Source organism: Pantoea deleyi (genome assembly GCF_022647325.1).
GTDB lineage: Bacteria > Pseudomonadota > Gammaproteobacteria > Enterobacterales > Enterobacteriaceae > Pantoea > Pantoea deleyi.
Genome location: NZ_CP071405.1, coordinates 1,362,705 through 1,387,524, shown reverse-complemented (window position 1 = coordinate 1,387,524; position 24,820 = coordinate 1,362,705). Strand labels below are relative to the sequence as shown.

Annotated in this window: 21 protein-coding genes; 10 read left to right on the top strand and 11 right to left on the bottom strand. The window is 58.0% G+C overall.

Translation table 11 applies throughout. The annotated features are described in order from the left end of the window. Positions 1 to 110: 110 nt before the first annotated feature. A complete protein-coding gene (locus tag J1C59_RS06565; protein ID WP_128085238.1) occupies positions 111 to 566 on the top strand; it encodes a GNAT family N-acetyltransferase in 456 nt (151 codons plus the stop codon). On the opposite strand, the gene apbC is transcribed toward J1C59_RS06565, so the two are convergent. Continuing rightward, positions 563 to 1,675, bottom strand: coding sequence for an iron-sulfur cluster carrier protein ApbC (gene apbC / locus J1C59_RS06560; RefSeq protein WP_111138774.1), 1,113 nt, complete (start codon positions 1,673 to 1,675; stop codon positions 563 to 565). The genes J1C59_RS06565 and apbC overlap by 4 nt on opposite strands. A 177-nt stretch (positions 1,676 to 1,852) precedes the next feature. Here apbC and metG point away from each other — a divergent pair, with 177 nt between their 5' ends. The 6 genes from metG (at position 1,853) to sanA (ending at position 8,990) form a co-directional block, all read left to right on the top strand. Then, positions 1,853 to 3,886, top strand: a complete 2,034-nt coding sequence (gene metG / locus J1C59_RS06555; RefSeq protein WP_128085237.1) for a methionine--tRNA ligase — start codon at positions 1,853 to 1,855, stop codon at positions 3,884 to 3,886. Positions 3,887 to 4,079: 193 nt separating this feature from the next. Beyond that, entirely contained in the window at positions 4,080 to 4,472 is a 393-nt protein-coding gene (locus J1C59_RS06550; protein WP_128085236.1) for a CidA/LrgA family protein, read from the top strand. After that, positions 4,465 to 5,157, top strand: coding sequence for a CidB/LrgB family autolysis modulator (locus J1C59_RS06545; protein ID WP_128085251.1), 693 nt, complete (start codon positions 4,465 to 4,467; stop codon positions 5,155 to 5,157). Before J1C59_RS06550 ends, J1C59_RS06545 begins: the two co-directional genes overlap by 8 nt. Before the next feature lie 120 nt (positions 5,158 to 5,277). Then, positions 5,278 to 6,168, top strand: coding sequence for a cytidine deaminase (gene cdd, locus J1C59_RS06540; protein ID WP_128085235.1), 891 nt, complete (start codon positions 5,278 to 5,280; stop codon positions 6,166 to 6,168). 268 nt (positions 6,169 to 6,436) lie between these two features. Beyond that, a complete protein-coding gene (locus tag J1C59_RS06535; RefSeq protein WP_128085234.1) occupies positions 6,437 to 8,134 on the top strand; it encodes an NAD-dependent malic enzyme in 1,698 nt (565 codons plus the stop codon). 136 nt (positions 8,135 to 8,270) lie between these two features. After that, complete coding sequence (sanA, locus tag J1C59_RS06530) at positions 8,271 to 8,990, top strand: outer membrane permeability protein SanA (protein WP_128085233.1); 720 nt, start codon at positions 8,271 to 8,273, stop codon at positions 8,988 to 8,990. A 601-nt stretch (positions 8,991 to 9,591) separates the two neighbouring features. On the opposite strand, the gene mglC is transcribed toward sanA, so the two are convergent. From mglC to J1C59_RS06495, 7 genes are all read right to left on the bottom strand, one after another. Then, positions 9,592 to 10,602 (bottom strand): galactose/methyl galactoside ABC transporter permease MglC, encoded by a 1,011-nt coding sequence (gene mglC / locus J1C59_RS06525; RefSeq protein WP_111138767.1) that lies wholly within the window; start codon positions 10,600 to 10,602, stop codon positions 9,592 to 9,594. 19 nt (positions 10,603 to 10,621) lie between these two features. Then, a complete protein-coding gene (mglA, locus tag J1C59_RS06520) occupies positions 10,622 to 12,142 on the bottom strand; it encodes a galactose/methyl galactoside ABC transporter ATP-binding protein MglA (protein ID WP_003854115.1) in 1,521 nt (506 codons plus the stop codon). Between the two features lie 68 nt (positions 12,143 to 12,210). After that, positions 12,211 to 13,206 carry a galactose/glucose ABC transporter substrate-binding protein MglB gene (mglB, locus tag J1C59_RS06515; protein ID WP_128085232.1) on the bottom strand — a complete coding sequence of 332 codons (996 nt, stop codon included), beginning with the start codon at positions 13,204 to 13,206 and terminating at the stop codon, positions 12,211 to 12,213. A 310-nt stretch (positions 13,207 to 13,516) separates the two neighbouring features. Then, complete coding sequence (galS, locus tag J1C59_RS06510) at positions 13,517 to 14,557, bottom strand: HTH-type transcriptional regulator GalS (protein ID WP_128085231.1); 1,041 nt, start codon at positions 14,555 to 14,557, stop codon at positions 13,517 to 13,519. Between the two features lie 146 nt (positions 14,558 to 14,703). Continuing rightward, the gene (gene yeiB, locus J1C59_RS06505; RefSeq protein ID WP_128085230.1) at positions 14,704 to 15,864 is read right to left on the bottom strand and encodes a DUF418 domain-containing protein YeiB; all 1,161 of its coding nucleotides are present in this window, start codon (positions 15,862 to 15,864) and stop codon (positions 14,704 to 14,706) included. A 50-nt stretch (positions 15,865 to 15,914) separates the two neighbouring features. Beyond that, positions 15,915 to 16,580, bottom strand: a complete 666-nt coding sequence (gene folE, locus J1C59_RS06500; RefSeq protein ID WP_111138762.1) for a GTP cyclohydrolase I FolE — start codon at positions 16,578 to 16,580, stop codon at positions 15,915 to 15,917. Positions 16,581 to 16,705: 125 nt separating this feature from the next. Then, positions 16,706 to 17,833, bottom strand: coding sequence for a YbfB/YjiJ family MFS transporter (locus tag J1C59_RS06495; RefSeq protein WP_140917205.1), 1,128 nt, complete (start codon positions 17,831 to 17,833; stop codon positions 16,706 to 16,708). Between the two features lie 117 nt (positions 17,834 to 17,950). Between J1C59_RS06495 and ptrR the strand changes: the two genes are divergently transcribed. The 3 genes from ptrR (at position 17,951) to fghA (ending at position 20,942) form a co-directional block, all read left to right on the top strand. Continuing rightward, complete coding sequence (ptrR, locus tag J1C59_RS06490) at positions 17,951 to 18,862, top strand: putrescine utilization regulator PtrR (protein ID WP_140917204.1); 912 nt, start codon at positions 17,951 to 17,953, stop codon at positions 18,860 to 18,862. 100 nt (positions 18,863 to 18,962) lie between these two features. Continuing rightward, positions 18,963 to 20,087, top strand: coding sequence for an S-(hydroxymethyl)glutathione dehydrogenase/class III alcohol dehydrogenase (locus J1C59_RS06485; protein WP_128086516.1), 1,125 nt, complete (start codon positions 18,963 to 18,965; stop codon positions 20,085 to 20,087). 12 nt (positions 20,088 to 20,099) lie between these two features. After that, positions 20,100 to 20,942, top strand: a complete 843-nt coding sequence (gene fghA, locus J1C59_RS06480; protein WP_128086515.1) for an S-formylglutathione hydrolase — start codon at positions 20,100 to 20,102, stop codon at positions 20,940 to 20,942. 96 nt (positions 20,943 to 21,038) lie between these two features. Here the strand turns inward: fghA and J1C59_RS06475 are convergent, their stop codons facing one another. The 3 genes from J1C59_RS06475 to J1C59_RS06465 form a co-directional block, all read right to left on the bottom strand. Further along, positions 21,039 to 21,827, bottom strand: a complete 789-nt coding sequence (locus tag J1C59_RS06475) for an ABC transporter ATP-binding protein (protein ID WP_128086518.1) — start codon at positions 21,825 to 21,827, stop codon at positions 21,039 to 21,041. Further along, complete coding sequence (locus tag J1C59_RS06470; protein ID WP_128086514.1) at positions 21,827 to 22,903, bottom strand: FecCD family ABC transporter permease; 1,077 nt, start codon at positions 22,901 to 22,903, stop codon at positions 21,827 to 21,829. Before J1C59_RS06470 ends, J1C59_RS06475 begins: the two co-directional genes overlap by 1 nt. Positions 22,904 to 23,240: 337 nt before the next feature. Then, positions 23,241 to 24,707: an amino acid permease gene (locus J1C59_RS06465; RefSeq protein ID WP_128086513.1), complete on the bottom strand. Its 1,467-nt coding sequence runs from the start codon at positions 24,705 to 24,707 to the stop codon at positions 23,241 to 23,243. Between the last annotated feature and the right edge of the window lie 113 nt (positions 24,708 to 24,820).

The following is a 24,820-nucleotide window of genomic DNA, read 5'->3' as shown; positions in this document are numbered from 1 at the left end:
GGCAGGCAGTGTACAGCGATTTTCCTAACATGAAACCCGCTTTATCCTCCTCAGCCATTTCCGCGAATCGCTGCTAATTTTGTAAGACCCGATGATAAAGGAGCTGACTTGTGGAGATTCGCCCGTTTACTGAAGCCGATCGTCCCTTTTTGCGTACCCTCTTTCTGGCGGCTCGCCGGCATAACTGGGACTGGCTGGACGGCAGCGAGTGGCAGCTGGAGGATTTTGATGAGGTGATTTTGGGGGAAACCGTGCTGGTCGCCGAAGCGGACGGACGACGAGCAGGTTTTGCCGGTCTGCTGGAGAACGATAACTTCCTGCACAGCCTCTATGTGGATCCGGACTGGCAGGGGCACGGCATCGGCAGCGCCCTGCTCAGGGCGGTCGAGGCGCGTTTTACCTCCACCGGCGCGCTGAAGTGCCTGCTGAAGAACACCGCAGCGCAGGCTTTCTACCTGAAACATGGCTGGAAGAAGATTTCGCAGGGGGAAGGCGAGCATGGCGGCTACGTCTTAATGCACTACCCGCTGGCCTCGCACTATGCCAGCGGGTCGGGTCGGGCTTAGAGCGCGCGGAACGCGATATCGCCAGGGATGACCTCGCCCTGCCAGTAGAGCTGGGCGGCGACCCGCCCGGCCAGCTGGCGATAGAGCGTGGTGAATTCGCTCTCCGGTCGGCGGATCACCGTCGGCTGCCCCTCATCGAGATCTTCACGCAGATCGATGTGCAGCGGCAGCTGCGCCAGAAGCTGCGTCTGATAATCCCTGACCAGTTTTTCAGCGCCGCCGGTGCCGAAAATCGGCTCGTGGAAACCGCACTGGCTGCAGATATGCATGCTCATATTTTCCACCACGCCCAGCACCGGCACGTTGACCTTTTCAAACATCACCAGCCCTTTGCGGGCATCGATCAGCGCGATGTCCTGCGGCGTCGTCACCACCAGCGCGCCGGTGACCGGGACATTCTGCGCCAGCGTCAGCTGAATATCGCCGGTGCCCGGCGGCATATCCAGGACCAGATAATCCAGCTCCGGCCACAGGGTTTCATTCAGCAGCTGCATCAGGGCTTTGCTGGCCATCGGCCCGCGCCACACCATCGCATTGTCATCCGTGACCAGATAGCCGATCGAGTTGGTCGCCAGCCCATGCGCCATAATCGGGGCCATATGGGTGCCGTCCGGCGAGGTAGGACGCTGGTCCTGAGTGCCAAGCATGTCCGGCACCGACGGGCCATAGATATCGGCATCAAGAATCCCGACCCGCGCGCCTTCTGCAGCCAGCGCCAGCGCCATGTTGACGGCGGTGCTGGATTTGCCGACGCCGCCTTTGCCGGAGCTGACCGCGATGATGTTTTTGACGCCGTTCACGCCAGGCTGATTTTTGACCCGCTTCAGGGTCGCAATCTCGTGGCTGAGCCGCCAGTCGATGGCGCGTGCGCCCGTCTGACGCAGCAGCTCGGCGCTGACCTGCTCTTTCAGCGCGTCAAAGCCGCTGGCCCAGGCAAACGGCATCAGCAGTTCCACATGCAGCGTTCCGTCGAGCTGCGCCACATGGTGCAGCGCCTTCAGGGCGGTAAGATTCTGTTTAAGGGTCGGATGCTCAAAGCTTCTTAATACGCCCGCTACGATGGCGCGCAGCCCTTCTGGCGTATGCGTTTCCCGGGATTGTGCTGTCATCCCCTGCTCCTTATTTCTGCTGTGCTTACGCTGTGTCTCAGCGATGTAATCTCAATGATATCAGATGCTCGTCGGTTCGCGGCGACGGGCAGGGGTGAATCCCTTGTGTTTACGCAGGAGAAGCCTTCAGTTACCATCTAAGCCCGTTTTTTCAATCAACAGAAAGCTACGCAAACTATGACTCAAGTCGCTAAAAAAATTCTGGTAACGTGCGCACTGCCTTACGCGAACGGATCAATCCATCTCGGCCACATGCTCGAGCATATCCAGGCAGACATTTGGGTGCGTTATCAGCGAATGCGTGGCAATCAGGTCTTTTTCATCTGCGCCGATGATGCGCACGGTACGCCTATCATGCTGAAAGCCCAGCAGATGGGAATTGCGCCGGAGCAGATGATCGCCGAAATGAAAAGCGAGCATGAAGCGGACTTTGCCGGTTTCGACATCAGCTACGATAACTATCACTCGACCCACGGCGACGAGAACCGTGAGCTGGCCGGGCTGATTTACGGTCGTCTGAAAGAGAACGGCTTCATTAAAAACCGCACCATTTCCCAGCTCTACGATCCGGAAAAAGGGATGTTCCTGCCGGACCGTTTCGTAAAAGGCACCTGCCCGAAATGTAAAGCGGCCGATCAGTATGGCGACAACTGCGAAGTGTGCGGCGCAACCTACAGCCCGACCGAACTGATCGAGCCGAAATCGGTGGTGTCCGGCGCGACGCCGGAGCTGCGCGATTCCGAGCACTTCTTCTTTGACCTGCCGTCGTTCAGCGCGATGCTGCAGGCCTGGACCCGTTCCGGCGCACTGCAGGATCAGGTGGCGAACAAGATGCAGGAGTGGTTCGAATCGGGTCTGCAGCAGTGGGATATCTCCCGCGATGCGCCTTATTTCGGCTTTGAAATCCCGGACGCGCCAGGCAAATATTTCTACGTCTGGCTGGATGCGCCTATCGGTTACATGGGCTCGTTCAAGAACCTGTGCGACAAGCGCGGCGACATCGACTTCGACGAATTCTGGCGTAAAGACTCCACTACCGAGCTTTATCACTTTATCGGTAAAGATATCGTCTATTTCCACAGCCTGTTCTGGCCTGCGATGCTGGAAGGCAGCAACTTCCGCAAGCCGAACAACCTGTTTGTCCACGGCTATGTCACCGTTAACGGTGCCAAAATGTCTAAGTCGCGCGGCACCTTCATCAAAGCCAGCACCTGGCTGCAGCATCTGGATGCCGACAGCCTGCGTTACTACTACGCGGCGAAGCTCTCATCCCGTATCGACGACATCGACCTTAACCTGGAAGATTTCGTGCAGCGCGTGAATGCCGACATCGTCAATAAAGTGGTTAACCTGGCGTCACGTAACGCCGGTTTCATCACCAAACGCTTCGACGGCAAACTGGCGGCTGAGCTGGCCGACCCGGCGCTCTACCAGATCTTTGTTGAGGCCTCGGAGAAGATTGGCGAAGCCTGGGCAAGCCGTGAGTACAGCCGCGCCATCCGCGAGATTATGACGCTGGCCGATCTGGCAAACCGTTATGTTGATGAGCAGGCTCCGTGGGTGGTAGCGAAGCAGGAAGGCCGCGATGCCGATCTGCAGGCGATCTGCTCAATGGGCATCAACCTGTTCCGCATTCTGATGACCTGGCTGAAGCCGGTGCTGCCTTCGCTGAGCGCCCGCGCTGAGGGCTTCCTGAACACCGAACTGCGCTGGGATGCGATTGCACAGCCACTGCTGAATCATCAGGTTGCGCCGTTTAAAGCGCTCTACAGCCGCATTGAGATGGCGAAGGTAGAAGGGCTGATCGAGGCCTCGAAAGAGGATGCCGCGGCCGCGTCGGCACCAGCCGTGACCGGCCCGCTCGCAGACGCCCCGATTGGTGACACCATCACCATCGATGACTTTGCCAAAGTGGATATGCGCGTTGCCCTGATTGAGCAGGCGGAAACGGTTGAAGGGTCGGACAAGCTACTGCGTCTGCAGCTCGACCTGGGCGGTGAAAAGCGTCAGATTTTCTCCGGCATCCGCGCGGCCTACCCGGACCCGTCCGTGCTGGTCGGTAAGATGACCATCATCGTGGCTAACCTTGCGCCGCGTAAAATGCGCTTCGGTGTCTCTGAAGGCATGGTGCTTTCTGCCGGACCCGGTGGCAAAGATCTGTTTGTGCTCTCCGTAGACAGCGGGGCCGTGCCGGGCATGCCCGTTAAGTAAGGCTCTGCACGCCGTCGCGTAAACCGCAGTGATGTGCTGTCCTGACCCTTTGCGTCTGCCTGCAGGCGTAAAGGGTCCTTCTCTTTTGCTGAACACGCCCCGTCCTTCTGCCCTTCCCGCCCTGTAAATGTGATCGCTAGCACGCTAAGCGGTTAATGCGTATGATGATACGCAGTAAAAACAGGAGCCTGCCATGCGCACCCTACTCTCTGTCTGCGGCCGTTATCTTCGCGCCTTTATCATTATCTATCTCTGCCTGTATGCCGGCATCGGCCTCGCCGCGCTGCTGCCGATTAAACTGCCCGGCAGTATTCTGGGCATGCTGATCCTGTTCGCGCTGCTGGCCTCACAGATCCTGCCGGTAAACTGGGTTAAGCCGGGCTGCCATCTGCTGATTCGCTATATGGCGCTGCTGTTTGTGCCGATCAGCGTCGGGGTGATGAGCTACACCGATATTCTGACCGCGCAGTTCGGGCCTATCGTCATCTCCTGCGTCGTCAGCACGTTTCTGGTGCTGTCGATTGTCGGTGTCAGCGCCCAGCATCTGCACAGCCGCCGTCCGGCAGGAGACACCGATGATGAGTGAAATATGGTGGTCGCTGCCGCTGACGCTGGCCGCCTTTTTCCTGGCGCGCAGGCTGGCAATACGGCTGAAAATATCGCTGCTTAACCCGCTGCTGGTCGCGATGGCGATCATTATCCCGATCCTGCTGCTGCTGCATCTGCCCTATTCGCGCTATTTCGCGGGCAGCCAGATTCTCAATACACTCCTTCAGCCCGCTGTGGTGGCGCTGGCGCTGCCGCTGTATGAGCAGATGCATCAGATTCGCGCCCGCTGGAAATCGATTATCGGCGTCTGCTTTATCGGCAGCCTGACCGCCATGACCTCCGGCACCGCCATTGCCCTGTGGCTCGGCGCGACGCCCGAAATTGCCGCCACCATCGTCCCCAAATCGGTGACCACGCCTATCGCGATGGCCGTTTCCGGATCGCTGCACGGCATTCCCGCCATCAGTGCGATCTGCGTGCTGATTGCCGGAGTGCTGGGCGCAGTTTTTGGTCATATGGTGCTGAATCTGCTCGGCGTGAAATCGAAAGCAGCGCGAGGACTGGCGATCGGCAACGCCTCGCATGCACTGGGTACGGCACGGGCCGCCGAACTGGACTTTCAGGAGGGGGCCTTCAGCTCTCTGGCGCTGGTGATCTGCGGCATTATCACCTCGCTGCTTGCGCCGTTTATTTTTCCGCTGCTGCTGCACGGCTTAAGCTGAAAGTTTGCGAGAGATCTCGCAAAGTTGAAACATGCAACACAGGTTACATTGTCAGAGCGATGTAGATCACATATAAACCGTTGACTGGCACATCGCCCTGCTGACTTTAATGAGGCTCACATGCAATCCCGTTTCCTCTCTGCGTTTGAGGCATTGCCGTCAACGCTGCAGACCGCACTCGCTCCCCTGCTGAACGATCCCGATTTTCAGGCGGTGCTCAGCGCCGACCAGGTCGCGCTGCTGCAGCAACAGACCCGGATGGAAGCCGATGCCCTGGCGCTGGCGCTGCTGCCGCTGGCGGCGGCCTGTGCGGTTGCCACCGTCTCCCATTTCAACGTCGGCGCGATCGCCCGTGGCGTGAGCGGCAACTGGTACTTCGGCGCCAATATGGAGTTTGTCGGCACCCCCATGCAGCAGACGGTGCACGCCGAGCAGAGCGCCATTACGCACGCATGGCTGCGTGGTGAACGCCAGATAGAGACCATCACGGTGAATTACACGCCATGTGGCCACTGCCGTCAGTTTATGAATGAGCTGAACAGCGGCACCGCCATTCGGATCAGCCTGCCGCAACGCGCGGTCAGCACGCTGGCCGACTATCTGCCGGATGCGTTTGGCCCGCGCGATCTCGATATCACCACCTTCCTGATGGATGAGGTGGATCATGGGTATAACGCCGCAGGCGACGAGCTGGTGCAGGCGGCGGTGGCGGCGGCCAATGCCAGCCATGCGCCCTACAGTCAGTCCCATGCGGGCGTGGCGCTGCTCACTGAAAACGGCACGATCGTCGCCGGTCGCTATGCCGAAAACGCGGCGTTTAACCCGAGCTTCCCCCCGCTTCAGGCGGCGCTGGTGCTGCTGAATATGCAGGGTGGCGATGTGCATCAGATAAAAAAAGCGGTACTCGCAGAAGCAGAAAATGCCACGTTAAGCCAGTTCGCCGCCACGCAGGCGACGCTTCAGACATTTGGCTGCCGTGAGCTGCTACAGGTAACGCTGAACAAAGCATAACCCGCTGTCTGCGCGGCCACACTTTTGTGAGCTTTTATGAAAAAACGCTGTATTTCTGTGGGAAATTTCATAGGATCTGGCGCCAGAATTCACGTCATTACTCATTACTCTGAATAATTCAGGTTGCAGGATGGCAGCACGGTCGTGAATTTTTCGGCAGCAGTACGCTGCCGTTGCCAGGCCTGTAGTCTGAGCTATGAGGGGTAAAAAAACTGGCGCTACCTGTCCGGCGTGACGCCAGAAAACATTGCAACCGGAGCATCACTGCATGGAACTCGAATACGAAAGTAAACGCCCGCTGTATATCCCTTATGCTGGCCCGATTTTGCTGGAATTTCCCCTGCTGAACAAAGGCAGCGCCTTTACCCTCGAAGAACGTAACGAATTCAACCTCAACGGTCTGCTGCCAGAAGCGGTGGAATCGATCGAAGAGCAGGCGAAGCGCGCCTGGCGTCAGTTCCAGGACTTCAAAAACAATAACGATAAGCACGTCTACCTGCGAAACATTCAGGACACCAACGAAACGCTGTTCTACCGCCTGCTGGATAACCATCTCGAAGAGATGATGCCGATTATCTACACCCCGACCGTCGGCGCTGCCTGCGAACACTTCTCTGAAATCTACCGTCGTGCGCGTGGGGTCTTCATCTCCTACCCTAACCGCGACCGCATCGAAGACATGCTGCAGAACGCCACCAAACAGAACGTGAAGGTGATTGTGGTCACCGACGGTGAGCGTATCCTGGGCCTGGGCGACCAGGGCATCGGTGGTATGGGTATTCCGATCGGTAAGCTCTCGCTCTATACCGCCTGTGGCGGTATCAGCCCGGCGTACACCCTGCCGGTGGTGCTGGATGTCGGCACCAATAACCAGCAGCTGCTGAACGATCCACTCTATATGGGATGGCGTCATCCGCGCATCACCGGCGAAGAGTATGATGCGTTCGTGAACGAGTTTATCCAGGCCGTTAAACGCCGCTGGCCGAAAGTGCTGCTGCAGTTTGAAGATTTCGCCCAGAAGAACGCCATGCCGCTGCTGAACCGCTATCGCGATGAAGTCTGCTGCTTTAACGATGACATTCAGGGCACCGCCGCCGTGACCGTGGGCACGCTGATCGCCGCCAGTCGCGCCGCCGGAAGCCGCCTGTGTGAGCAGAAAGTGGTGTTCCTGGGTGCCGGTTCCGCCGGTTGCGGCATCGCGGAGCAGATCATCGCGCAGATGAAGTCAGAAGGTCTGAGTGATGATGAAGCGCGCAGCCGCGTTCTGATGGTGGACCGCTTCGGTCTGCTCACGGACAAGCTGCCGAACCTGCTCGATTTCCAGAGCAAGCTGGTGCAGAAAAGCGAAAGCCTGCAGGGCTGGGATGTCACTAATGACGCTATCTCACTGCTGGATGTGGTACGCAACGCCAGACCGGATATCCTGATTGGTGTTTCCGGCCAGCCTGGCCTGTTCACCGAAGAGATCATCCGCGAGATGCGCAAGCACTGTAGCCGCCCTATCGTGATGCCGTTGTCGAACCCGACCTCGCGCGTGGAAGCAACGCCCGCCGATATCATCGCCTGGACCGATGGTGCTGCACTGGTGGCGACCGGCAGCCCGTTCTCACCGGTGAGCTGGAATGGTAAAACCTATCCGATTGCCCAGTGCAACAACTCCTACATCTTCCCGGGCATCGGTCTGGGCGTGATTGCCTCGGGCGCCAGCCGTGTGACCGATACCATGCTGATGACCGCCAGCCGTGCGCTCGCCGACTGCTCTCCGCTGGTTAACGAAGGTGAAGGCCCGGTTCTGCCGGAGATCAAAGATATTCAGGGCGTATCGAAGATAATCGCGATGGAAGTGGGTAAAGCCGCCCAGCTGGCCGGTGTTGCCGTGGTGACCTCTGAAGATGTGTTGTCGCAGGCTATCGCCAACAACTTCTGGCTGCCGCAGTATCGTCATTATCGCCGTACCTCGATTTAATCCGCTGACTGCCGGATCGGTTTTCGATCCGGCAGTGTTCAAAAAGAGCACAGCCAGCCGGCTCTAACTTGCTTCGCTGCGACACCTCAAGTAGCCTTGTCCCATCTCAAAATTCTGACATCGAGTCTCCAGGCGCATGCTGAAACGCGTTCTCATTGGTCTGCTTTTCATCATCTTATTGATGATGGCGACGGCGCTCGGCCTTGATCGCTGGATCAGCTGGAAAACTGCGCCCTTTATCTACGAGAATGTCGCCTCTTTACCTCATCGTCAGGTGGGCGTGGTGCTGGGAACGGCGAAATATTACCGGACCGGCGTTATCAATCAGTACTACCTCTATCGCATACAGGGCGCCCTGAATGCCTATAACAGCGGCAGGGTAAACTATCTGCTGCTGAGTGGTGATAACGCGCAGCAGAGCTACAACGAGCCGATGACCATGCGCCGCGATTTAATCAAGGCAGGCGTTGATCCGGCCGATATCGTGCTCGATTACGCTGGTTTCCGCACGCTCGATTCGATAGTGCGTACCCGTAAAGTATTCGATACTAACGACTTCATTATTATCACGCAGCGCTTCCACTGTGAGCGGGCTCTGTTTATCGCCCTGCAACTCGGTATTCAGGCGCAGTGCTATGCCGTGCCATCGCCCAAAAACATGCTTAGCGTACGCTTCCGCGAGGTGGGTGCCCGGCTGGGTGCGCTGGCGGATCTTTTCCTGCTGAAACGCGAACCCCGCTTCCTGGGTCCGCTGGTGCCGATTCCTGCCGTCCGCGATCTGCCCGAGGATACGCAGAGTTACCCGGCAGTGACGCCGGAGCAACTGCTGGAATTAGAGCAGAAGCTGCGCAAATAGCGGCTAAAAGCCGATGCGGCCCTGATGTGCAGGGCCCGGTAAATCTCCCCACAATGCGTAAGCTCGCGCGAACGGCCCGGCAATACTCACCGCAATGAGTAAGCTCGCGCGAAAGGCGCGGTAATTCTCACCGCGATGAGTAATCTCATCTCGACCAGTCCGGTAATACTCACCGCAATGAGTAAGCTGAACGCGCAGGGAACAGGGTCAGAAGAGGAAAGCGTCCCGCGTCAGGGACGACGCGGGCCGAGCGTGTCATGGATGACAGGTTTTGCGTCTTTCCGATCTGACCCTGTTCCCTGCGCCTGCTCCGTCTGACAGCCTCTCCACCAGGCGCGCCCTCTGAAACGATAAGACCCGCCATCTCATGGACAGGATTAACACCGTCCGATCTGTCCCGATTCCCTGCGCCTGCTCCGTCTGACGGCATCCTCCCCACCAGGCGCGCCCTCTGTAACGATAAGACCCGCCATCTCATGAACGGGATTAACACCGTCCGATCTGCCCCGGTTCCCTCCCCCTGCTCCGTCTGACAGCCTCTCCCGTATCTGACCCATAAAAAAAGCGACCCGAAGGTCGCTTTTCTGCTGCTGAATCAGGCTTACTTCTTGCGCGAATACTTCAGTGAATCCAGCGCCACGGCGAAGATAATAATGCCGCCTTTGATAATGTACTGCCAGTATGGGTTGACGCCGATATAGGTCAGACCGTAGTTGATCACGGTGAAAATCAACACACCGGTAACCACACCTGCCACGCTTCCCACACCACCCGCGAAGGAGACGCCGCCGACCACACAGGCAGCAATCGCATCCAGCTCATACATAAAGCCCAGGTTATTGGTCGCCGAACCGATACGCCCCGCTTCCAGCATCCCGCCAAAGGCATAGAACACACCTGACAGCGCATAGATCATGATCAGGTTCAACGGCACGTTCACACCTGACACTTTCGCCGCTTCCGGGTTACCGCCGATAGCAAAAATGTTTTTGCCGAAGCGGGTTTTGTTCCACAGCACCCAGACGAAAACAATCGCGATCACGGCGTAGAAGGTGATGAACGACAGTTTAAAATCACCGAAGCGCAGGAAGCCCTGCGTGAATTTAGAGAACCCTGCATCAAAACCGGCAATCGGTGATGCACCCACAAAGTCGTAATAGAGGGAGTTGATACCGTAAACGATGATCATGGTGCCCAGGGTGGTGATGAATGGCGTCACCTTCAGGTACGCAATGATCACACCGTTGACCAGACCAATCACCCCGCCGATGATGCACACGGTCAGGATAACCAGTGGGATCGGCACCGTATCCAGCGTCGGGAACACCTTGTTGGCGTTATCCATCGCCTGCAACAGCGTTGCGGCAACCACTGCCGCCAGGCCCACCTGACGACCGGCTGACAGGTCAGTACCCTGGGTCACAATCAGACCCGCCACACCCAGTGCAATAATAATACGCACTGACGACTGGGTCAGGATGTTACTCAGGTTCATTAAACTTAAGAACGAGGGATCCTGGAAAATAATAATAGCCAGCAATACCAGCAGAACGACATAAATGCCGCCCTCTTTTAACCAGGTTAGCGCATTCTTTTTTGTAGTCGCTTTCATGTTAACAGCCCTTGCTTCATTAAAGGTGTAATGACGCTAAACGCAATATTTCGTTCTGCGTGGTCGTTTTGGTATCAACTATGCCTGCTACCAGACCGTTACTCATTACCAGAATACGATCGGTAATGCCCAACAGCTCCGGCATTTCGGATGAGATAATAATGATGCCCTTCTCTTTTTTCGCCAGCTCCGCAATCAGCTGGTAAATTTCGAATTTTGCCCCTACGTCAATACCGCGCGTAGGTTCATCAAGCATCAGGATTTCAGGCTGGGTCAATAACCAGCGTCCAATAATTACTTTTTGCTGGTTACCGCCCGAAAGCGAACCAATCTGCGTATGGTGGCCAGGCGTTTTTACCCGCATTGAATCGATTACCCACTGGGTATCACTCTTCATGCGTTTATTATCCAGCAGCCCCATACTGTTTTTATATTTTTTGATATTGGAAATAAGCGAGTTAAATCCAATGTCGAGGTAAGCATAAATACCGGTCGAACGACGCTCTTCCGTCACCAGCGCAAAGCCGTGGTTAATGGCTTCATTGGCGCTGTGGTTATTAATCGGTTTGCCATGCAGTTTTATGGTGCCGCCCGATTTTTCGCGAATGCCAAACAGCGTTTCGACGATATCGGTACGTTTGGCGCCCACCAGCCCGGCAATGCCGAGGATCTCCCCTTTACGCAGATCAAACGAGATGTCGCGAATCGAAGGCTGACGCAGAGAGGTCAGATTGCGCACCTCAAGAATCGTTTCGCCCGGTACGTTGGTCCGATCGGGAAAACGCTGATTCAGTGAACGGCCGACCATCATGGCGATGATCTTATCCATATCCAGCCCTTCCAGCGGCTGAGAGGTAATCCACTGACCATCACGCAGAATCGTGATCTCATCACACAGCTGGAAAATCTCTTCCATCTTGTGCGAAATATAAACAATGCCGCAGCCGCGATCTTTCAGCTTACGGATAATGGTGAACAGATGATTTACCTCTTTCTCGGTTAACGAGGAGGTCGGCTCATCCATAATCACAATTTTCGCGTCATAGGAGAACGCTTTGGCGATTTCAATCATCTGCATCTGCGAGACAGAAAGATTGGCCACTTTGTCGCGCGGATCGATATCGATATCCAGCTCGTCAAAAATCGCTTTGGTGTCCTGGTACATTTTATCCTGATCGACAAAGAAGCCTTTGCGCGGATAACGTCCCAGCCACATGTTATCCATGACCGTACGCTGCAGAACCAGGTTTAATTCCTGATGCACCATCGACACGCCATTTTCCAGCGCCTCTTTGGAACTCTTATAATCGATCTCATTACCCTGGAACAGGATACTGCCGGTATCTTTTTTATAAATACCAAACAGGCATTTTAATAAGGTGGATTTCCCGGCACCGTTCTCGCCCATTAATGCATGAACAGAGTGAGGCCGCACTTTTAAATTCACATTATCTAACGCTTTAACACCGGGAAATGATTTAGAGACATTCGTCATTTCCAGCAGATATTCTCGCTGCGCGGTCGTGTTATCACTGGCCATAATTTACCTGGCTAAAAAACGGTGGTGACATAAAAAAGGCGCGACAGCGGTCGCGCCCGTAATCGATCTTATTTCTGGAACTGAGACAGGTTTTCTTTATCAACCGGTACGTAAGGAACGCGGACGATCTTATCAACCATCTTGAAGTTGGTTCCGTCGGTTGCCCCTTTGCCGTTCGCCAGGTTGTTGGCGATGTCCAGCGTTGCTTTCGCCTGGTTCTCAGCATCGTTCAGCACGGTACCGGCCAGCGCACCGGATTTCACCAGCGCCAGCGCTTCTGGCAGGGCATCGACGCCGAAGACCGGAATAGAGGTCATGTTGTGCGCTTTCAGCGCTTCAACCGCACCCATTGCCATGGCGTCGTTGTTCGCAATCACCACTTCGATTTTCTTCGCGTTCGGGCCAGACAGCCACGCATCCATCTTATCTTTAGCCTGAGCGGTGTCCCACATCGCCGTGTCCATCGCTAACTGCTGGGTTTTCAGGCCATCTTTGTTCAGGGTATCGATCACATATTTGGTACGGGCTTCCGCATCCGGATGGCCTGGCTCGCCTTTCAGCAGCACAAACTGGATGGTACCATCTTTGTTCAGATCCCAGGCCGGCGTCGCTTTCCAGTGCTTCTCAATCAGCTTGCCCTGAATGATGCCGGACTCTTTAGAGTCGGTTCCCACGTAATAGGCTTTGTCGTAACCGGCCAGCACTTTGGCATTCGGCTCTTTGTTGAAGAAGACTACCGGCACGTCGTTGGCACGCGCTTTATCCACCACAACCGCTGCAGCGGCCGGGTCAACCAGGTTAATCGCCAGCGCTTTCACGCCTTTTGCCATCAGCACGTCAATCTGATCGTTCTGTTTGGACTGGTCGTTCTGCGAGTCGTTCATCAGCAACTGCACGCCACCGATGGCTTTCGCTTCTTTCTCGATATCTTTGCGCACCATCGACATGAAGTTGTCATCATATTTGTAAATGGTCACGCCGATGCGGGTATCAGCTGCGTGAGCGGTTGCGCCAAACATCATGCTGGCAACCAGTGCGGTAAGCGTGAAAACCTTCTTATTCATGGTATCTCCGGTTTTATTATGCAGGGTCTTTTTAGCGCTGCCGCGCAACCAGGCGGCAGGACAATCGGTAAAACAGACTGGCGCGTCGGCTAACGTAATAAGGGTGTTAAGCCATTGAACGCCATCTCAAACCTGACTTCCCTGTGCCAGAACGCTTCCTTGAGGCGGGTGTAAACCCGATAACCGGCTACTGAGACCACAACTGATGCCGTTACACTGGCGTTACATAATGTTTCAGTCCGGTAAGACGCTGCCATCATAGTGAGGGCAATGTTAATTAACTGTGAATGTAATCACAGATTGAAAACGGTTACATGCCTGAATCGCCTGAATTAGTGACGGACTCCACAGTTTGCCGCAGCGCCACCGAATGACGCCGCACCAGCGTCGGCATAAAGATGTGGGTTGCGGTGTCATCCAGCAGTCCGGCCGCGCCCTGTAACGCCAGCTCAGTGGCGATTTTTGCCATAGAAATAATGGGATAGCGGACGGTGGTTAACTGTGGATCGGTGTAACGTGAGATAGGAATGTCATCGAAACCAATGACAGAAAAATGCTGTGGCACCTGAATGCCGTTGTCTTTCAGCGCAGTGAGCGCACCCGCCGCCATGCCGTCGTTGTAGGCAAACACCGCAGTGAGATTCAGATTCCGTCCCAGCAGCTCTACCATCGCGGCTTCGCCCCCCTGCATATCGGGCTCGGCGCTGGCGATCCAGCTCTCCTGAGGCCGGATACCCTGCTCGGCCATCGCCTGCATCCAGCCTTCGCGGCGCTGTGCCACATCTTCGATAGGATGGCTGGAGCAGAGATAACCGATGCGGCTGTGCCCCTGCTGTAACAGCGTGCGTGATGCCATCAATGCCCCGGTAACGTTATCCAGGCTGACGCTGCGATGCTCAAAGCCGGGAACGATGCGATTAATGACCACCATGCCTGGCACATGCTGCATAAACTCCGCCAGCTCTGCGTCCGGCAGGGTCTTGGCATGCACCACCAGGGCGCTGCAGCGCTGCCGGATCAGCACTTCGATCGCATGACGCTCCTTCTCTTCCTGATGCCAGGAGTTGCTGATTAACACATGCTTATGGACGCGCTGCGCCACGGTATCGACCGCTTTCACCAGCGCCCCGAAGAAGGGGTCGGAAACATCCATCACCACCACCCCGATCGTGTCGCTGACCTGCGTCGCCAGCGCCTGAGCGTTGGCATTAGGGCGATAGCCCAGCGCTTCGACTGCCTGTAACACGGCGTCGCGGGTGTCAGAGGTCACGGCGTTGCTCTGATTGAGGACGCGCGACACGGTCGCTACGGATACGCCAGCCTGACGGGCAACATCACGGATTGTTATCATGCAGCAGTTCCAGAAAGGAAAAATAGGCATCACGCCGGGTTGTACACCGGCGCTATTTTGTCAGGGGCAGGCAACGTGCAGCGTGAATTGCGTCACATCAATGAAAACGGTTACATACAATTCTGTAACCTTTGTGATGGCGGTCATTATCCTGCGCGATCGGTGAGATGTGATTGACCGGCGGAAAGCAGCGTCAGCCGTCGCCACAGCCACTCCAGCGGCCCCTGCGCGAAGAAATGTAACCAGATGAGTGAAAACAGGATATTGATGAGCCAGATCAGCGGCACCATCAGCACCAGTTCCAGCCGGGTGAAGTGCATATAGAGGTCAAGGCGATAAAAGAGCGTGGTGCAGATCAGAGACTGCAGCAGATAGTTGGTCAGCGCCATACGGCCAACGCAGCGGATGGCATGAGTGATACGCCAGCGTGCAATCTGCGGCCAGTAAGCCAGACAGAGCGCGGCATAGCCCAGGCTGATCAGCGGGCTGGCGAGGTCGCGCGGCGTCTGCAGATAGAAGCCGCTCCAGCGGAATTCCCAGTGCAACAGCCACTGCGCGGCCACTCCGGCCACCGCAATCGTGAAGCCAATGGACAGCAGCACGACCGCCGCCTGCCGATAGTGCTGCGCGGAAAACTGGCCGGTCAGCCAGCCGCTGCGCAGCAGTGCGCCGCCAATCATCATCAGGCCCGCCAGCTGCCAGCCATACTGCGCCGCCAGCGCCATCAGCCCGGAAGCCAGGTGATCCAGCCGGTTCTGTACGGCTTCCCAGCCGCCAGTGAGCTTCCAGTACTGTTCATATTGCAGATCGGCTGCGCCTGGCAGCCAGGAGCGGGTTGGTTCGGGATCGGAGATCGACCCAAACACCAGCAGCACGCCGCAGCCGACCAGATAGAGCAGAATGCCAGTATGCATCAGGCTGCGGGTAGAGGGAACGTCGCGCAACACCCGCCAGACCACCAGCCCGATCACCCCGTAATCCAGCAGGATGTCCCCTTCCCACAAAAACACCGCATGCAGAAAACCGATTACCACCAGCAGGGAGAGCCTGGCCGTCAGCCAGCGGCTGCCGCGCGGCAGCTGCATCTGCAGACCGGCGCCGAACAGCAGTGCAAACAGGGTGAGGAATTTGAGCTGGGCGAAGGTGTCAGAGATAGCCCAGGTCCAGGCGTCGGCTGAACTGACGCTGCCCTGCCAGGCGGGATTGAGATAGGCGGCCGAAGGCAGGCCAAAGCCGACGATATTGAGCAGCAGAATGCCGAGAATGGCACAGCCACGAATGAAATCCAGCGCGTGATAGCGTTGCATGCGGCACCCTGCCCCAATGAGGCGGGCAGCGTTATGCGCCCGCCGTAAACTCAACTATGGCGCACCGCGCGCAAAAATTCCTGGCGGGTATTCTGGCTGGACTTGAACAGGCCGCCCAGCGAGGTCGTGGTAGTGGCGCTGGTGGCATCTTTCACGCCACGCGCTTTCACACAGTAGTGCACCGCATCAATGGACACCGCGACATTATTGGTGCCCAGCAGCGTCTGCAGCGCGACCAGAACCTGCTGCGTCAGTCGCTCCTGCACCTGCGGACGCTGGGCAAAGAACTGAACGATGCGGTTGATTTTCGACAGGCCAATCACCTTGTCTTTCGGAATGTAGGCAACGGTAGCCTTTCCGTCGATGATCACGAAGTGGTGCTCACAGGTGCTGGTCAGCGTGATGTCACGCACGGTCACCATCTCATCGACCTTCATCTTGTTTTCGATGACGGTGATTTTCGGGAAGTTGGCGTAGTCGAGACCGGAAAAGACCTCATCCACATACATTTTGGCGATGCGATGTGGCGTTTCCATCAGGCTGTCATCTTCCAGATCCAGATTCAGCAGCTGCATGATCTCCGTCATGTGCCCGGCAATCAGGCTCTTACGCGTTTCGTCATCAATGTCGCGCGTCGGTGCACGTAACGGCGTTTCCAGTCCTCGCGCCAGCAGCGCTTCATGAACCAGGGCAGCTTCCTGACTTAGGGTGCTCATCGTACTCTTCTCCGGCTGGTGTTGCGCCCGTCGGCATATGCCAGCGGGCCCTGTAATCAGGCGCGTATTGTGAAACTTTCTTTGCGGGGAATCCAGCAATCAATCAGATTGGTGAAGAAAGCTTTTTATGTGGTTCGCCGCCAGACCAGCAGCCCCGCCCAGACCAGGCTGGCCCCGGCGACCCACAATGCAGGCTCCAGACGGTGCCACAGCATGGCCGACATAAATGAGAGCAGCGGCCCCGCCAGCTGGCCGATCGCATAGCCGGTGGTCAGCAGACCCGCCATGTAGCGCAGATGGTGGGGTGCCAGCTCACGGGCGCAGAGCATCGAGAGCTGCACCACGCTGAGAAAGCCGCCGCCCACCAGCAGCGCTCCGGCCAGCAGGCCGCTGAAGCCCGGCAGCAGCGCCGCGGCAAAGACGCCCAGCGCCTGTGCCCAGAGCACCAGCGCCAGCCGGACGTGGCTGTGCCCCCGGCGGCGCGTCAGGATCCCCAGGCCGATGCCGATCACCGCTGCGCCCCCGAAAACGGGCCAGACAAACTGAGCGAAGATGCCGTCAGGAAAGCGCGTGGCCGCCATCTGCGACAAAAAGGTGGCGGGCAGAATGTAGCCGAAGCCTGCCAGACTGTAACTCGCGACCAGACGTTTGAGGTTGCGATCCAGCACCAGCGGCGCAGGCGCCTGGTCGGGGCGATGCAGTTCACCCTGACGCGGCAGATGCCGGGTGATGAGCGCAATCAGCAGCAGCGCCAGCGCACCGTAGGCGGCCCAGGCGACCCCGGCTGAAACCTGCAGCGTATGCAGCAGCACGCCCAGCAGCCCGCTGACCAGGATGCCGCAGCCCGGCCCCGCAAACACGGCCGCCGAGAGGCCCGCCCGCCCGTGACGATGCAGCTGTTCATTGCTCCAGGCCGCGACCAGCACCATCGCCCAGCCGCTGGCCCAGCCAATCAGAAAGCGGATCGCGCCGTGCAGCCACGGCCCGCTGGCGAAGGCGGAAAGCAGGGTCAGGATCACCGCACCCCACACGCCCGCCTGCAGCCGCAGCTCGACCCGTTTGTGCGCCCGCATCGCATCAAACGAGCCACACAGATAGCCCAGATAGTTGAACGCGGCGACCAGGCTGGCGCTGGTGAGCGTCAGCTGGTGCGCCTGAATCATCAGCGGCACCTGGGGCGTAAAGGCAAAGCGGCCAATCCCCATTGCCACAAATAAGGTTAAAAACGCGCTGAGCGCGACGCGTAATGCCATTGCTGAACTCCTGCTGTTCTGCCCTGCGATCTCATCTGACTTGCTAACAGCATGCAGGATGACTAAACTCACGGAAAGTGAATATTATTAACCAACTTGTTTACAGGAAGAGAAGATATGGATCTGGTTCAGCTGCGTATGTTCTGTTCCGTCGCCGAAACGGGTTCACTGGCTCGTGCGGCAGAGCAGTTGCATCGCGTTCCCTCTAATCTCACCACGCGGCTGCGCCAGCTGGAAGAAGAATTAGGGGTGGATCTCTTTATTCGTGAGAAGCAGCGCATTCGCCTGTCGCCGATGGGCCATAATTTTCTCAACTATGCGCAGCGCATCCTGACACTGAGCGAAGAAGCGATGAGCATGACCCGCACCGGCAAACCGGCGGGCAACTTCGCGCTTGGTTCCATGGAGAGCACGGCAGCGACCCGTCTGCCCGGCCTGCTCGCCGCCTATCACCAGCGTTTTCCGGCGGTGGCGCTGTCGCTGATCACCGGCACCTCGGGCGAAATCATCGATCGGGTGCGGGAAGGCACTCTGGCCGCCGCGCTGGTGGATGGCCCGGTCGCCCACGACGACCTGAATGGCTGCATCGCATTTCGTGAGGAGATGGTGCTGATCACCGGTCTCGATCACGCCCCGATTACCACGGCGCGCGACGTCCAGGGCGATACCCTGTTCGCCTTCCGCAACAGCTGCTCTTACCGGGTCAAGCTGGAGAGCTGGTATCGCGACAGTCAGACCGCGCCCGACAATGTGATGGAGATTCAGTCCTATCACGCCATGCTGGCCTGCGTGGCAGGCGGTGCCGGTGTCGCGATGATCCCGGCGTCGGTGCTGAAGCAGATGGCGGATCGGTCGCGCGTGCAGGCGCACACGCTGCCTCCCGCTTACCGCGACACGGCCACCTGGCTGATGTGGCGACGCGACGCCTTTACGCCGAATGTTGAGGCGCTGAAGTACCTGATTATCGAACAATTTGACGATCGTCCGCTCAATGATGAGCTGATGCATCCATTACAGGCGGCGGAATAAGCGTTCCGCGCTATGTTTAAGAGTCTGGCCCATCCGGCCCTGAATCATCACGACCACCCGGCGCGCCTGCGCGCCACAATCTGACTGGAAGAGGGATTGCATGAACATGATCAAAACCCGTGCCGCTGTTGCCTGGGCTGCTGGCGAACCGCTGAAAATCGAAGAAGTGGATTTGATGCCGCCGCAGAAAGGCGAAGTGCTGGTGCGCATTGTCGCGACCGGCGTCTGCCATACCGATGCCTACACCCTCTCCGGCACCGATCCGGAAGGCGTTTTCCCGGCGATCCTGGGCCATGAAGGTGGCGGCATCGTGGAAGCCGTAGGCGAAGGCGTGACCAGCGTGGAAGTGGGCGACCATGTGATCCCGCTCTACACGCCGGAGTGCGGCAAATGTAAGTTCTGCCTGTCCGGCAAAACCAACCTCTGCCAGGCAATCCGCGCCACCCAGGGCAAAGGGCTGATGCCGGATGGCACCACCCGCTTCTTCAAAGATGGCAAGCCGATTTTCCACTACATGGGCACCTCAACCTTCTCTGAATACACCGTCATCCCGGAGATCGCGCTGGCCAAAATCAGCAAAGAAGCACCGCTGGAAGAGGTCTGTCTGTTGGGCTGCGGCGTCACCACCGGCATGGGCGCGGTAATGAACACGGCTAAGGTCAAAGAGGGTGACACCGTGGCGATCTTCGGTCTCGGCGGCATCGGTCTTTCCGCCGTGATCGGGGCGAAGATGGCGAAGGCGGGCCGCATCATCGCCATCGACCTCAACACCAGCAAATTCGATCTGGCGCGCAAGCTGGGTGCCACCGATCTGATCAACCCGAAAGATTACGATAAGCCGATTCAGGATGTGATTGTCGAATTGACCGACGGCGGCGTGGACTTCTCGTTTGAATGTATCGGAAACGTCAACGTAATGCGTTCCGCGCTGGAGTGCTGCCATAAGGGCTGGGGCGAGTCGGTGATTATCGGCGTCGCCGGTGCCGGTGAAGAGATCTCCACCCGTCCTTTCCAGCTGGTGACCGGTCGCGTCTGGCGCGGATCCGCGTTTGGCGGCGTCAAGGGCCGTTCGCAGCTGCCGGGCATCGTGCAGGATTATCTCGACGGCAAGTTTGCGCTGAACGACTTCATCACCCACACCATGCCGCTGGAAGAGATCAATGACGCCTTTGATTTGATGCATGAAGGAAAATCGATTCGCTCGGTCGTGCATTTTAATAAGTAATCAGGAGGCGTTATGGCATCCACTCTGGAGCTACTGGAAGAACACCGTATCTTTGGCGGCTGGCAGCAGCGCTGGCGGCATCCGTCAGCGGTGCTGAACTGCCCGATGACCTTCAGCATCTATCTGCCCGATCCGCACGGTGACGCGCCGCCGCCGGTGGTCTGGTTTCTGGCCGGGCTGACCTGCAACGATGAGAACTTCACCACCAAAGCGGGCGCGCAGCGGGTGGCGGCGGAACTGGGTCTGGTGCTGATTATGCCGGACACCAGCCCGCGCGGCGAAGGGGTCGCAAATGACGAGGCTTACGATCTGGGTCAGGGCGCGGGATTCTATCTCAACGCCACTCAGCAGCCCTGGGCCAGCCATTTCCGCATGTTCGACTATCTGAGCAGCGAGTTGCCCGCCCTGATTGCGGACAACTTCAAGGTCAGCGAACGTCAGTCGATCATGGGTCACTCCATGGGCGGCCACGGCGCGCTGATGCTGGCGCTGCGTCTGGGCAACCGTTTTGCCTCGGCTTCCGCCTTTGCACCGATCGTCAATCCGATGCAGGTGCCCTGGGGGCAGAAAGCGTTTACGGCCTATCTGGGTGAGGATCGTGCGGCGTGGCGGGAGTATGACAGTTGCCAGCTGATGGCGGAGGTGGCGCACCGGCTGCCGATGCTGATTGATCAGGGCGACAGCGATCAGTTCCTGGCCGACCAGCTGCAACCGGAGCGGTTAGACGCGGTCGCCCGCGACGTGGGCTTCCCGCTGACCCTGCGCATTCAGCCGGGTTATGACCATAGCTACTTCTTTATTGCCAGCTTCGTGGAAGATCACCTGCGCTTCCATGCCCAGCATCTGCTGGTGTAGCTGACACTCAGGGCCGCATATGCGGCCCTGAATTTTTATTGCGGAGGCGAATCAGCGCGACTGTCGCTCGCCTTCTCTTCCCGGCATTCAGCCCTGTCAGACCAGCGCCGGGCCGGTCAGCCCATCGATCATCACCTGCGGAATCCCGCGGGAGCAGTGTTCGATCCGCCCATCAACCCCGTAGACCTTCGCCAGCGTGTCGGGCGTGATCACCTTGTCCGGCTGCCCTTCCGCCACCAGCGCGCCCTGCTTCAGCATCAGGGCATGCTGCGCATGCCGCAGCGCGATATTGATATCGTGTACCACCACTACCGTGACGATGTTGCGCATGGCCGTTTCGCGCCGGACCAGATCCATGACGTGGAACTGATAGTTAAGGTCCAGCGCGCTCAGCGGCTCATCCAGCAGCAGCAGCGCCGGACGACGGATCAGCGACTGCGCCAGCCCGACCAGCTGCTTCTGGCCGCCGGAGAGCTGATCGAGGTAGCGCATCGCCAGATGCGCGATGCCAAGCTGCTCCAGCAGATGCATGATTTCCGCTTCGCTGCCCGCGCTGTGCAGTCCGCCCGAGGCGCGCTGCGCCACGATGATGGACTCCAGTACATGCAGATGCACACCCGCAGGCAGCGACTGCGGCAGATAGACCACATTCTTTGCACGGCGGGCAAACGGCTGAGTCATCAGATCCTCGCCGTTCAGCCACATCTCGCCCTGCCCTTTGTTCAGCCCCGCCAGCGCACGCAGCAGCGTCGATTTACCGCAGCCATTCGGCCCCAGCAGCACCGTGATCTCGCCGCGCGGCAGCGGCGCGACATTCAGATTCTCAATCACTTTATGTTTGGGATACCCGGCGCTGAAGCCGCGTAAAGTCAGACCCTGTTCCATCATACGGTCCCCCGATGACGCAGAATAATACTCAGGAAGAACGGCACGCCGATCAGGGAGGTCACGATGCCGACCGGGATGATTACGCCAGGGATCAGGTTTTTCGAGGCGACCGACGCCAGCGACAGCACCAGCGCGCCGACCAGCGCACTGGCGGGCAGATAGAAGCGGTGATCTTCACCAAACATCATGCGGGCAATGTGCGGCGCGACCAGGCCGATAAAGCCGATCGGCCCGACAAAAGCTACGGCCAGCGCGGAGAGCACGCTGATGCGCAGCAGCGTGGTCAGGCGCAGACGACGCACGTCGATGCCAAAGCTCACCGCACGATCTTCGCCCAGACGCAGCGCCGTAAGTTTCCAGCTGCTCATCATCGAAAACGGCACCAGGATCACCAGCGCCAGACTCAGCACGCCCAGCTTCTCCCAGGAGGCGCGCGCCAGGCTGCCCATGGTCCAGAAGACTAGGCCCTGCAGGGTATCTTCGCTGGCGATGAACTGCATCATGGAGACCAGCGCGTTGAAGGTGAAGACCAGCGCAATGCCGAACAGCACCACACCCGCCGAGGAGACCTGCGTCCAGCGGGTGACGGCATCGAGCATCAGCGCGGCCAGCAGCGCAAATACAAAGGCGTTGGCCGAGATTAACCACTGATCGGGAATGCCGGGGATCCCGATGCCAAGGATGATGGCCAGCGCCGCACCAAAGGCCGCCGCCGAGGAAACCCCCAGGGTAAACGGACTCGCCAGCGGGTTATTGAGGATGGTCTGCATTTCCGCGCCCGCCAGGCCCAGCGACAGCCCCACCACCAGCGCCATCAGCGCATACGGCAGGCGAATGTCCCAGACGATAACGCGGGTGCCGGCATCGACATTGTCAGGATTGAGCAGCGTATTCCACAGCGTTTCCAGCGAGAGCCCGGCCGGGCCCAGCGTGAAATCGAGGATCAGTGAGGCGACGATCGCCAGCAGCAGCACGCCAATCCAGACAAGGCGGCGGCGCAGCACCTGATGATAGTTTTGCATGGTGTGGTGAAGCGTTTCTTCCCCCGCCAGCAGCGAAGTTTCGGTAGTCATGTTTTAACCCTGTGTGGCTATCACGTCAGAAAACGCAGCCACAATAGTCCAGGTGATAATAATTATCAATTCGTTAGCACAAGCGAGACGCGAAAAAACAGTAAAAAAGGGTGTTATTTCGGACGGGAGAGAGGCAGAGAGAGCGTACTGAGGGAGCAGATTGGGCAGTTGCTCAGGGTGGGTATCTCTTTTGCAAAGAGGTCATCCCCGGGATGTTTACGGCGGGCGATGATGCACCTCATCCCTGAGGTGCATCCGTTGCCGGATCAACGCGTTCGGCCTGCCATCGCGCTAAAGCCGGTCAGCCTTAGCGCGCGGTATCAGGCATCTGGCCGGATTACTCTTTGTGAACCGGGAACTCCATCTCGCTGTACTTCACCAGTCGGCTGCCGCGCGCCAGCTTGTAGCCGAACCAGATAATCAGGAACAGCGGAATGCCGATGTAGGTTGCCGCCACGCCGTACCAGTCGATGCTCTCGTTAAGAAACGCCTGATAGTTCTGACCCAGCGTGATGATCAGGCAGAGCACGAAGGCGAAAATCGGCCCCAGCGGGAAGAAGCCGGAACGGTATGGCAGATCGTTCAGGTCATATCCCTGGGCGATGTAGCCCCGGCGAAAACGATAGTGGCTGATGGCAATGCCCAGCCAGGCGATGAAACCGGTCATGCCGGACGTGTTCAGCAGCCACAGGTAGACCTCCTGATTCCCGAACTTCGAGGTCAGGAAACAGAGCCCTGCCACGACGGTGGTCGCCCAGAGTGCATTGCGCGGCACGCCGCCTTTTGAGAGCGTCGCGAAAATGCGTGGCGCTTTGCCTTCACAGGCCAGGTTGTAGAGCATGCGCGTGGAGGCGTACATGCCGGAGTTACCCGCCGACAGCACCGCCGTCAGGATCACCGCGTTCATCACCGCCGCCGCGGAGAGCAGACCGGCATTGCGGAAGACCAGCGTGAACGGGCTGACGCTGATATCGTCGATATCGTTGTGCAGCAGTTGCGGATCGGTATAAGGCAGAATCAGGCTGATAATCAGGATAGCGAAGACATAGAACAGCAGGATTCGCCAGAACACCTGCCGGACCGCACGCGGAATGTTTTTCGCCGGATCTTCAGATTCGCCCGCCGCGATACCGATCAGTTCGGTGCCCTGGAAGGAGAATCCGACAATCATCGCCACGCCAATCATCGCGGCAAAGCCTCCCGCAAACGGCGCATCGCCGACCTGCCAGTTATGCCAGCCTGCGTGCTCCGCGCCGCGCATAATGCCGGTGATCATCAGTACGCCGACCACGATAAAGATAATCACGGTGGCCACTTTGATCAGCGAGAACCAGTATTCCGCCTCGCCAAAGCCTTTTACCGAGATGTAGTTGAGCAGGAACATCAGCCCCAGGAACAGGGCGCTCCAGATCCAGCCGGGCGTATCGGGGAACCAGTAGTTCATCACCAGCTGAGAGGCCACCAGATCAACCGCGATGGTCACCGCCCAGTTGTACCAGTAGTTCCAGCCGAGCGCGAAACCAAAGCCCTCTTCGACATATTTTGCGCCATAGGTGGCGAAGGAGCCTGATACGGGCATAAAGGCGGCCAGTTCGCCCAGGCTGGTCATCAGGAAGTAGACCATCAGGCCGATGAGGATATAGGAGAGGAGTGCCCCGCCGGGGCCGGCCTGGGCAATGGTGGCACCGGAGGCCACAAAGAGGCCGGTACCGATGGAGCCGCCGATGGCAATCATCGTCAGATGACGGGCTTTTAACGCACGTCGTAATGCAGGTTGTTGTGTTGTTTTTGAGTCATTATGCATGTGTTAACGCTACGCTGGGTAAAAATGAGGCGCGATTGTAGCAGCCAGACCGCCTCTGTATAGCGATGCCATGCTGTTATTAGTTAAGTTCATGATCGCGCCCGGATTATTAG